8 protein-coding genes are annotated in these 9,358 nt (G+C 70.9%); 3 read left to right on the forward strand and 5 right to left on the reverse strand.

Annotated elements, in window-relative coordinates; all coding sequences use genetic code 11:
* The coding region (locus E1269_RS31400) for an MFS transporter (RefSeq protein ID WP_162606714.1) at positions 1 to 425 on the reverse strand (425 nt) is incomplete at its 3' end.
* Positions 426 to 497: 72 nt separating this feature from the next.
* On the opposite strand from E1269_RS31400, the gene E1269_RS31405 reads away from it, so the two are divergent.
* Both E1269_RS31405 and E1269_RS31410 read left to right on the forward strand, forming a co-directional pair.
* Positions 498 to 1,445, forward strand: a complete 948-nt coding sequence (locus tag E1269_RS31405) for a LysR family transcriptional regulator (RefSeq protein WP_131902092.1) — start codon at positions 498 to 500, stop codon at positions 1,443 to 1,445.
* 52 nt (positions 1,446 to 1,497) lie between these two features.
* Positions 1,498 to 2,298 (forward strand): Fpg/Nei family DNA glycosylase, encoded by an 801-nt coding sequence (locus E1269_RS31410; RefSeq protein WP_131902094.1) that lies wholly within the window; start codon positions 1,498 to 1,500, stop codon positions 2,296 to 2,298.
* Positions 2,299 to 2,318: 20 nt separating this feature from the next.
* Here the strand turns inward: E1269_RS31410 and E1269_RS31415 are convergent, their stop codons facing one another.
* The gene (locus E1269_RS31415; protein ID WP_131902096.1) at positions 2,319 to 3,545 is read right to left on the reverse strand and encodes a deoxyguanosinetriphosphate triphosphohydrolase; all 1,227 of its coding nucleotides are present in this window, start codon (positions 3,543 to 3,545) and stop codon (positions 2,319 to 2,321) included.
* Positions 3,546 to 3,616: 71 nt separating this feature from the next.
* Here E1269_RS31415 and lhgO point away from each other — a divergent pair, with 71 nt between their 5' ends.
* Positions 3,617 to 4,816 carry an L-2-hydroxyglutarate oxidase gene (gene lhgO / locus E1269_RS31420; protein WP_420810698.1) on the forward strand — a complete coding sequence of 400 codons (1,200 nt, stop codon included), beginning with the start codon at positions 3,617 to 3,619 and terminating at the stop codon, positions 4,814 to 4,816.
* Between the two features lie 84 nt (positions 4,817 to 4,900).
* Here lhgO and E1269_RS31425 read toward each other — a convergent pair whose 3' ends face one another.
* From E1269_RS31425 to E1269_RS31435, 3 genes are all read right to left on the reverse strand, one after another.
* On the reverse strand, positions 4,901 to 5,653 hold the full coding sequence (locus E1269_RS31425; RefSeq protein ID WP_131902100.1) for a hypothetical protein: 753 nt from the start codon (positions 5,651 to 5,653) through the stop codon (positions 4,901 to 4,903).
* A 128-nt stretch (positions 5,654 to 5,781) separates the two neighbouring features.
* Entirely contained in the window at positions 5,782 to 8,493 is a 2,712-nt protein-coding gene (gene ppdK / locus E1269_RS31430) for a pyruvate, phosphate dikinase (RefSeq protein WP_131902102.1), read from the reverse strand.
* Positions 8,494 to 8,905: 412 nt separating this feature from the next.
* The gene (locus E1269_RS31435) at positions 8,906 to 9,178 is read right to left on the reverse strand and encodes a hypothetical protein (RefSeq protein WP_131902104.1); all 273 of its coding nucleotides are present in this window, start codon (positions 9,176 to 9,178) and stop codon (positions 8,906 to 8,908) included.
* Between the last annotated feature and the right edge of the window lie 180 nt (positions 9,179 to 9,358).

Raw genomic sequence — 9,358 nt, forward strand, 5'->3', positions numbered from 1 at the left:
AACCCGAACGCCCCTGCCGCGTGCAAGCCGGGCAGCACCGGCCGGCCGGCGCGCCGCTCCAGCTTCACGCCCTGCACGTTCATGGCCACGTCGACGACACTGTTGGCCACGGCGAGGACGGCGATGACGGTGACGAGTACGGCCAGGCCGGGCGCGAACCCGGCGCCGCACAGAGCTCCGCCATACACCAGCAGGCCGGCCAGCATGCCCCGCCGGCTGCCGAGCCGGGCGACAACCGCGGCGCCGATCGGCAGCCCGACCACCGCGCCTCCCTCCAAGCCGACGGCCACCGCGGTCAGTTCGACGACGGAGAGGTCCAACCGGTCCCGGACCGCAGGGATGCGGGTCGCCCACGCCGCGGAGACGAACGCGGTCAGGAAGAACACGACGGCGTTCGCGCGGCGAGCACGGCGCATGGTGATCATGGCCACTCCCGTACCCCGCGTGGATCTATAACGCGCCAACAGAGATCCTGAGAGAAGACCTAACATTTCGGCATGCTCGATGTCGTCAAGCTCGCGACCTTCCGCGCCGTGATCCAGCACGGTTCGTTCTCGGCAGCAGCGAAGGCGCTGTCGCTGACCCAGCCCGCTGTGTCGCGCCAGATCTCACTGCTGGAACGCCAGCTGCACACGCAGCTGGTGCGCCGCACGCGGCACGGGGTCGGCGCCACGGAGGCGGGCCGGGTGCTGGCGCAGCGCGCCGACACGATCCTCGGCCAGCTGGCCCGGGTCGAGGCCGAGGTCGCTGACCTGGCCGGGCTGCGCAGCGGCCGAGTTCGTCTCGGCTCGTTCATGACCGCCTTGGTTCTCCTCTCCTCGGAGCTGTCGGTCGTGCTCGAACGTCGTCATCCCGACCTGTTCCGGCAAGGGCACAATCCGATCGAGGACGTCCTGGTGGACCGGGACACCGCGATGGAGCAGCTCGCAAAGGCAGAGATCGACGTCGCTATCGTCTTCGAGCACGCCTTCGAGCCCGACCCGCCGCCGCCTGGCGTCGAGATCGTCCCGCTCTTCGCCGATCCGCCGCGCGCGCTGCTCCCTGCCCGCCACCGGCTCTCCGGCGCGACCCAGGTGTCGGTCGGAGACCTGGCCGACGACACCTGGGTCCGCGCTCACCACGGCTCGGCCGCCCGGCTGGTGGACCACGTACTCCTGGCGGCCCCGATCAAGCCCGGCATCGTGCTCGCCGGCCATGGCGACGAGCCTCTCGAAGCCCAGGCCCTCGTCGCCGTCGGCCGCGGCGTGACGATCGCGCACGATCTCAACGTGCTGGTCCGGCCGGACCAGATCGCCGCGGTCCCGATCGCAGGGGGTGAGCCGGTCCGTCACATCCAGGCGGCCATCGTGCGGGACCAGCGTGCGCCGGCTGCCCGGGCCGTGCTCGACGCGCTGCGCGAGGTCGGCCGCCGGCGCGCCCGGCGGACCGACGTCGTTCCGCCCTGAGCCCCGCTCACCATCCGCCCATGGGACCCGGCGTGGTGGGTACGTCGTGGACATGCCGGAGCTACCTGACGTCGAAGGGTTCCGCCGGGTGCTCGACAAAGCGGCGGGCCACCGGATCGAGCGCGTCGACGTTCTCGACCCTGGCGTGCTGCGCGACGTGAGCACGGAGGTGTTGCGCGATGCGCTCACCGATCGCGCGCTCGCTACACCCAGGCGGCACGGCAAGTGGCTGATCGGGCCGGTCCGCACCGGCCGGCGGCATCGCCGCGCCGAGCCGAGCGTGGTCTTCCACTTCGGCATGACCGGCTCGCTGAGCTGGGTGACCGGCGACGACGAGGGGCACCGGCACGACCGCGTCGTCATCGTCACCGACTCCGGCGAGCTCCGCTACCGCGATCTGCGCAAGCTCCACGGAATCAGGCTCCCGCCCGACGACGACCACCTCGCGGACGTGCTCGAAGGCCTCGGGCCGGACGCGGCCGACCTCGGCGAGGACGAGTTCGGCATGCGGCTGGGCGCGATCCGGCGGCGGCTCAAGCCCGCCCTGATGGACCAGTCCGTCGTCGCCGGGCTCGGCAACCTCCTGGCCGACGAGGTCCTCTGGCGGGCCCGGATCCATCCGCGACGCAGGACCGAGGACCTCACCGACGCCGAGCTGGACCGTCTGCACCGCCACCTGCGGAGGGTGCTGACGCGGTCGATGCGAGCCGGCCGGGTTCCGGGGCGGGACACCTGGCTCACCGGGCACCGCGACGATCGTGACGGTATCTGCCCGCGGTGCGGCACGAGCCTCCGCCGCGCCCGGGTCGGCGGCCGGTCCACTGTCTGGTGCCCGAACTGCCAGCCTGACTGATTCGGGCAGCCGTGCCGAGGTCAGCTGGTCAGTGCGGCGTGCAGGGCGTGGGCGGAGTCGTCGGTCAGCGACGCCACCTGGTCGACGATGACCCGTAGCCGGGCGGCGTCGTCGGCGGCACCGTCCCAGCTCTCCTGGAAGGCCGGCTCCAGCGCGTCCGGGGCGCGCAGCCGCAGCAGTGCCACCAGTTCCTCGATGAGCTCCCGCTGCCGCTGGTAGATCGGTTTGCGGTCCGAGGCCGTCATGACGTACACCGCCGCAAGGCCCTTGAGCACCGCGACCTCGACCCGGGTGGTCCGCGGCACCTCGAGGTCGGCGGCGTAGCGGGTGAGCCGTCCGCCTCCGTACGCGGCGTGCGTCGCCCGTTCGGCGTCGTCGCAGAAGCGGCCGATGAGCTGACTGGTCATGTCCTTGAGGGCGGCCTGGGAGCGCAGCCGGCCGTCGTACTCGTCCACCCAGTACGGCAAGGCCCGCAGCCGGTCCAGCGCCGCGCCGATCTCGTCGGGCGAGCCGTCGGACAGGTACCAGTCGCGGGTGAGCGACGCCAGCCGCTCGTGCTCCTCCGGGTCGTCCAACCGCTTGTCCAGGCGCAGCCAGCCGGCGACGATGGCGTCCTCGACGTCGTGGACGCTGTAGGCGACGTCGTCGGAGAAGTCCATGATCTGTGCCTCGAGGCAGCGGCGGTCGCCCGCGGCACCCTGGCGCAGCCAGCCGAACACCTCGGCGTCGTCGTCGTAGACGCCGAATTTGCGGCCGTCGCCCTCGCCGCGCCGCCACGGGTACTTGGTCGCCGCGTCCAGGCTGGCCCGGGTGAGGTTGAGCCCGGCGGAGCGGCCGTCGGGGTGGGCGGCTTTCGCCTCCAGACGGCTGAGCAGCCGGAGCGTTTGCGCGTTGCCCTCGAACCCGCCGATGCCACCAGCGATCTCGTCGAGCACCTGCTCGCCGTTGTGGCCGAACGGCGGGTGGCCGAGGTCGTGGGCGAGGCAGGCGGCGTCGACGATGTCGGGGTCACAGCCCAGCGCCTTGCCGAGCTCGCGGCCGACCTGCGCGACCTCCAGCGAGTGGGTCAGGCGGTTGCGGACGAAGTCGTCGCTGCCCGGCGCCACCACCTGGGTCTTCGCGGCGAGCCGGCGCAGGGACGCCGAGTGCACCACCCGGGCACGGTCGCGTTCGAAGGCCGTCCGAACCGCCCGCTTGGGTGGCTCGGGCGCCCACCGCTCCCGGTCGGCGTCGTCGTAGCCGCTCATCAACGCCCGAGGTTACGCTCTCTTTCGCGGCGATGCGTCGCCGCGTGCCGCGCCCAAGAACGGGGGACCCGATCGTGACCACGTACGCCGTCATCGGTGGGGGCATCGTCGGCTCCGCGATCGCCCGCGCCCTGGCCCGTTCCGCCGACGACGTCACGGTCACGGTCCTGGAGAAGGAGCCCGAACCAGGGCTGCACCAGACCCGCCGCAACAGCGGCGTCGTGCACGCGGGCATCTACTACGCACCGGGCTCGGCCAAGGCACGCTTCTCTCGCCGCGGCGTCGGGCAGCTGCGCGCGTACTGCGAGGAGAAGGGCCTGCGCTACGACGAGTGCGGCAAACTCATCGTCGCCCTCGACCAGACGCAGCGCCGCCGCCTGGACGACCTGCGCGACCGGGCGCACGCCAACGGCGTGCCGGGGGTACGGATGCTCGGGGCCGCCGGCCTGCGCGACATCGAGCCGCACGTGCGCGGCGTGGCCGGACTGCACTCCCCTACCACCGCGATCGTCGACTTCACCGAAGTCGCCGCGGCGCTGCTGGCCGACACCATCGACGCCGGCGGCACGGTGCGCACCGGCTTCGAGGTGGTGGGCTTCGCCCAGTCCGACGACGAGGTCCGGGTCATTGGCGCGCACGGCGAGACCATCGCCGTCGACCGCGTGGTCGTCTGCGCCGGCCTGCACTCTGACCGGCTGGCCCGACTCGCCGGCGACGACGAGTACCCGCGCATCGTGCCCTTCCGCGGCGAGTTCGCGCTGCTGCGGCCCGGACGGCGCGACCTCGTGCGCGGCCTGATCTACCCCGTCCCGGACCCGCGCTACCCGTTCCTCGGCGTGCACCTGACCCGGCGCGTCGACGGCGAGGTGATGGTCGGGCCGAACGCCGTACTGGCCCTGGCCCGCGAGGGCTACCGGCGGCGCGACGTCGACCCGCGCGAGGTGCTGGGCCTTGCCCGGTGGAGCGGGTTCCGTCGGTTCGCCTGGTCCAACCGGCGCACGGCGGTCGACGAGCTGCGCGGGTCACTGAGCCGCCGAAGGTTCGCCGCAGCCGCCCGGCAGTACTTGCCCGAGCTGACGGTGGATGACCTGGTGCCCGCCCCGGCCGGCATCCGGGCCCAGGCGATGGACGCCGACGGCACCCTCGTCGACGACTTCCGCGTCAGCCGGGTGGGCAACATCGTCTGCGTCCGCAACGCCCCGTCGCCGGCCGCGACCGCCTGCCTGGCCATCGCCGACGACATCGTCGCCGATTTGCTCGACCGGACCTGAGTCCGCTGATACGGGAACGGTCAGGTGCACCGACCCGGCCGGGAGGGACCGGGTGGTGCACCTGACCGTCGCGTACGGTGCTGGCTACGCCTTGACGAAGCGGTGACGCAGAGCCACCGCACCGGCGGCCACCAGGACCAGCGCCGCCGCGATCATCACCGCGGGCGAGCTACCGGTGTCGGGGAGGTCGGGCTCGTCCGTCTCCGACGGCGACGGGGTCGGCGTGTCGGACGGGCTCGGCTCGTCGGTCGGGGTCGGCGACTCCGTCGGCGTCGGCTCGTCGGTCGGCGTCGGCTCGTCGGTCGGGGTCGGCGACTCCGACGGGGTCGGCTCATCCGTCGGCGGCTCCGTGGGCTCCTCCGTCGGCGGCTCGGTCGGCTCATCCGTCGGCGGCTCCGTGGGCTCCTCCGTCGGCGGCTCGGTCGGCTCATCCGTCGGCGGCTCGGTCGGCTCCTCGTTGAAGTGCACCTTGCAGATCGTGTAGTTGCTGATCTGCGCGGGCTTGTCGGACGCGTTCTCGGGCGCGTGCAGGTGGGTCAGGTCCGGGCCGAGGTAGAGCGCGGTGTCATTACCACCCTTGACCAGGACGGCGAGGTCGATGCCACTCTCCTCGCCAGCGGGGGTGAGGACGACATCGAGCCACTGGAGGTCGTCGGACAGCGTGACGGTGAACCAGCCGTGCTCGATGATGTCCGGGACGTCCGCGCTCTCCTCCCAGACGACCTCCCCGTCAACCACACCGTCCTTGCAGGACTTGACGTTGCCGTCGAGGACCTCGTCGGGTTCGTTGTGATCGGCGGCGGCGGGCAGGGCGGCACCCAGGACAATTACGGGCAAAACGGCAGCACTGTACAGAAGGCGGCGCATCTTGGCCTCTCAAGTATCAAATGTGAGAAATATGCAACTAAGCGGCCGCAACCTATCGCAGCAGCCCGCTTCGTCGCAAGATGCCACGCCAGCGGTCGTCAGCGGCTGTCGCTGCCCTCACCGCGGGCGGCCGTCAGCGCCGCGCGGCCCGCCTCCAGCCGCGCCACCGGGACCCGGAAGGGCGAGCACGACACGTAGTCGAGCTTGATCGACTCGAAGAAGTGGATCGAGTCGGGGTCGCCGCCGTGCTCACCGCACACGCCGAGCTCGAGGTCCTGCCGCGTCTCCTTGCCTTCCCAGGCAGCGATCGACACCAGCCGGCCGACACCCTCGGCGTCGATCGACTCGAACGGGCTCACGCCGAAGACGCCGCGCTCCAGGTACGCCGGGAAGAACGTCGCCTCGACGTCGTCGCGAGAGAAGCCCCAGGTGGTCTGGGTGAGGTCGTTGGTGCCGAAGGAGAAGAACTCCGCGGCCTGCGCGATCTGGTGCGCCGTCATCGCCGCCCGCGGCAGCTCGATCATGGTGCCGATCGGGAACCGCAGCTCCAGGCCGGTCTCCGCGGCGACCTCGGCCACCGTCGACTCGGCCATGTCGCGGATGGCCTCCAGCTCCTGCACGGCCGCCACCAGCGGCACCATGATCTGCGGGCGCGGGTCCAGTCGCCGGCCCCGCAGCTCTGCGGCGGCTTCGGCGATGGCGCGCACCTGGAGCTGGAACAGCCCGGGCACGACGAGCCCCAGCCGCACGCCGCGCATGCCGAGCATCGGGTTCTGCTCGTGCAGGCGCTGCACCTCAGCGAGAAGGTCCGCGGACTCGTGGTCGCGCTGGCCGGTCGCCTCAGCCACGGCCACCTTCACCGACAGGTCGGTGAGGTCGGGCAGGAACTCGTGCAGTGGCGGGTCGAGCAGCCGGATCGTGACCGGCAGGCCGTCCATGGCCTCGAGGATCTCGGCGAAGTCGGCACGCTGCAACGGCCGCAGCTCGTCCAGGCCGGCCTCGCGCTGCTCGTCGGTACGGGCCAGGATGATTCGTTCGACGACCTTGCGCCGCGAGCCGAGGAACATGTGCTCGGTCCGGCACAGCCCGATGCCGCCGGCGCCCAGCGTCCGGGCGCGCCGCGCGTCCTCGCCGGTGTCGGCGTTGGCGCGCACGCCCAGCCGGCGGCGCTCGTCGGCGTGCCGCATGAAGCGCAGCACCGCGTCGACCACCTGCCGCCGCGCGTCGTCGACGTCGTCGGGCAGCGGCTCCCCGCCCAGCGCGTCCGACACCGCCGACGGGACCACCGCGACCTCGCCGACGATGACCTCGCCGGTGCCGCCGTCGATGGAGATGACGTCGCCCTCGGCGACGCGGACACCGTCCGGCGTTGCGAACTCGCGGGCGCGCGGATCGACCCGCAGCGCCTCGACGCCGACGACGCAGGTGCGACCCATGCCGCGGGCGACGACGGCGGCGTGCGACGTCTTGCCGCCGCGCGAGGTGAGGACGCCGCGCGAGGCGACCATGCCGCGCAGGTCGTCGGGGTTGGTCTCGCGGCGCACGAGGATGACGTCCTCGCCGGCGTCGGCCCATGCGACCGCGGTGGCGGAGTCGAAGGCCGCCCTGCCGACCGCAGCGCCGGGGCTGGCCGCCATGCCGCGGGCGATGGGCGTGCGCTCGGCCGCCGGGTCGAACTGCGGGAACATCAACTGCGCCAGCTGCGCGCCGGTGACCCTGGACAATGCCTCGTCCTCGTCGATGAGTCCCTCGTCGACCAGTTGCCCGGCAATTCGGAATGCCGCCGCGGCGGTGCGCTTGCCGACCCGGGTCTGCAGCATCCAAAGCTTTCCGCGCTCGATCGTGAACTCGATGTCGCAGAGGTCGCGATAGTGCCGCTCCAGCGTTTCCATGAAGCCGAGCAACTGGTCGTAGGACGTCTTGTCGAGGCGTTCCAGGTCGGCCAGCGGCAGCGTGTTCCGAATTCCCGCGACGACGTCCTCGCCTTGGGCGTTCGGCAGATAGTCTCCGTAGATTCCCTGTTCGCCCGTCGCCGGATCGCGCGTGAACGCGACACCGGTGCCCGAGTCGGGTCCGAGATTGCCGAACACCATCGCCACGATGTTGACCGCCGTGCCGAGGTCGTCGGCAATGCGTTCCTGCCGCCGGTAGATCCGGGCGCGTTCGGTGTTCCACGAGTCGAACACCGCCCGAATGGCGAGGTCCAACTGACGGCGCGGCTCCTGGGGAAACTCCTCGTCGCATTCCCGGCGCACCACCGCCTTGAACTCGTCGACGAGTCCGCGCAGGTCGGCGGCGTCCAGGTCGACGTCGGCCTCGACGCCGCGGTCCCTCTTCACCGCGTCCATCGCCTTGTCGAAATGCTCCGCGTCGATGCCGAGGACGGTGTTCCCGAACATCTGGATGAGCCGCCGGTAGGAGTCCCAGGCGAAGCGTTCGTCACCAGCCTTCCCGGCCAGGCCCGACACCGAGGAATCGGTCAGCCCGACATTCAGGACGGTGTCCATCATTCCCGGCATCGAGAACTTGGCGCCGGACCGAACGGACACGAGCAGGGGGTCCGACGGGTCGCCCAGGCGCTTTCCCATCCGCATTTCCAGATCGGCGAGATTTCGCTCGACCTCGTCGGCCAGCCCGTCCGGTTCACTCCCGGTGGCCAGATAGGCGCGGCACGCCTCGGTGCTGATGGTGAAGCCCGGCGGAACGGGCAGTCCGAGTGAGGTCATCTCGGCCAGGTTGGCGCCCTTGCCACCAAGCAGATCGCGGTCGTCTTTGCTTCCCTGCGAAAAATCGAAAACGTACTGCTGCACAGGCCGGCCCTCCGTGTCGCGAACGGAAACACCTGGAACGAGTTTCGCGGAGCCTAACGACGCTCCGCCTCAATCCGCATCGACCAATCGCAGACCAATTTCGCTGGATGCCGCTTTCCGGCGCGACTGCACATCGATGACCGCCGGTGACTCCGTGTCCATGGTGGACGGGACGTGACGAAGGGCACATCCACTGGTACGGACCTAGCCGTACCAGTAGTTGCACACGGCGCGCTGACGTGCTGTTACACATGATCATGTTCTCCGGATGCCGCCAGGCGACCGCGAACGGCTCGAAATGATCACGTTCAGCAGGATTACCCGAGCCTCACTGTGCTTGTAAGCATGGTGCGACACGAGATCTCGTGCTGAACGTGATCATTCGGGCGGTGACGGAAGAGTGGGCAGACGCTCAGCCGTCGACGGACGCACCGCCGGGAAGGTCCTCGCCGATCGTGTCGCTGAGGTCGATGACGTTGAAGACGAGCCAGACGAAGATGCCCGCCGCCAAGGCTGACACCACGATCGTGCCGAGAGAGAACTTCGACTGCACGGCCTTGTAGATCACGAACAGGATGGCCACGGTGATGGCAACGGTCTGGAGCACGGGCTGGAGATCGATCGCGGTCTGCGAGGCCCAGTCCAGCAGCCCGTCCGCCACGGTGGCGTCAGCCGGCTGCATCACGGCACGTCCCTTCGTCGAGCTCTCCCCCGCCCCTTCGAGAGTACGGGCGCGCCGCCCGCACCACGAGGCACCGCCCACCAGTCAGGACGAACGGTCGACCGCGGCCGGCCGGTTGGGGCGGGGTCGGGGGATACCGGCCCAGGGCTCGGTCGGGCATCGGAGGCGAGGAACGAGCCGACG

Source organism: Jiangella asiatica, assembly GCF_004349065.1.
Taxonomy (GTDB): Bacteria; Actinomycetota; Actinomycetes; order Jiangellales; family Jiangellaceae; genus Jiangella; species Jiangella asiatica.

What these genes read in the sequence shown, in the direction of transcription:
- E1269_RS31405 (WP_131902092.1), top strand. Translation starts at nt 498, where the DNA reads ATGCTCGATGTCGTCAAGCTCGCGACCTTCCGCGCCGTGATCCAGCAC.
- E1269_RS31410 (WP_131902094.1), top strand. Translation starts at nt 1,498, where the DNA reads ATGCCGGAGCTACCTGACGTCGAAGGGTTCCGCCGGGTGCTCGACAAA.
- E1269_RS31415 (WP_131902096.1), bottom strand. Translation starts at nt 3,545, where the DNA reads ATGAGCGGCTACGACGACGCCGACCGGGAGCGGTGGGCGCCCGAGCCA.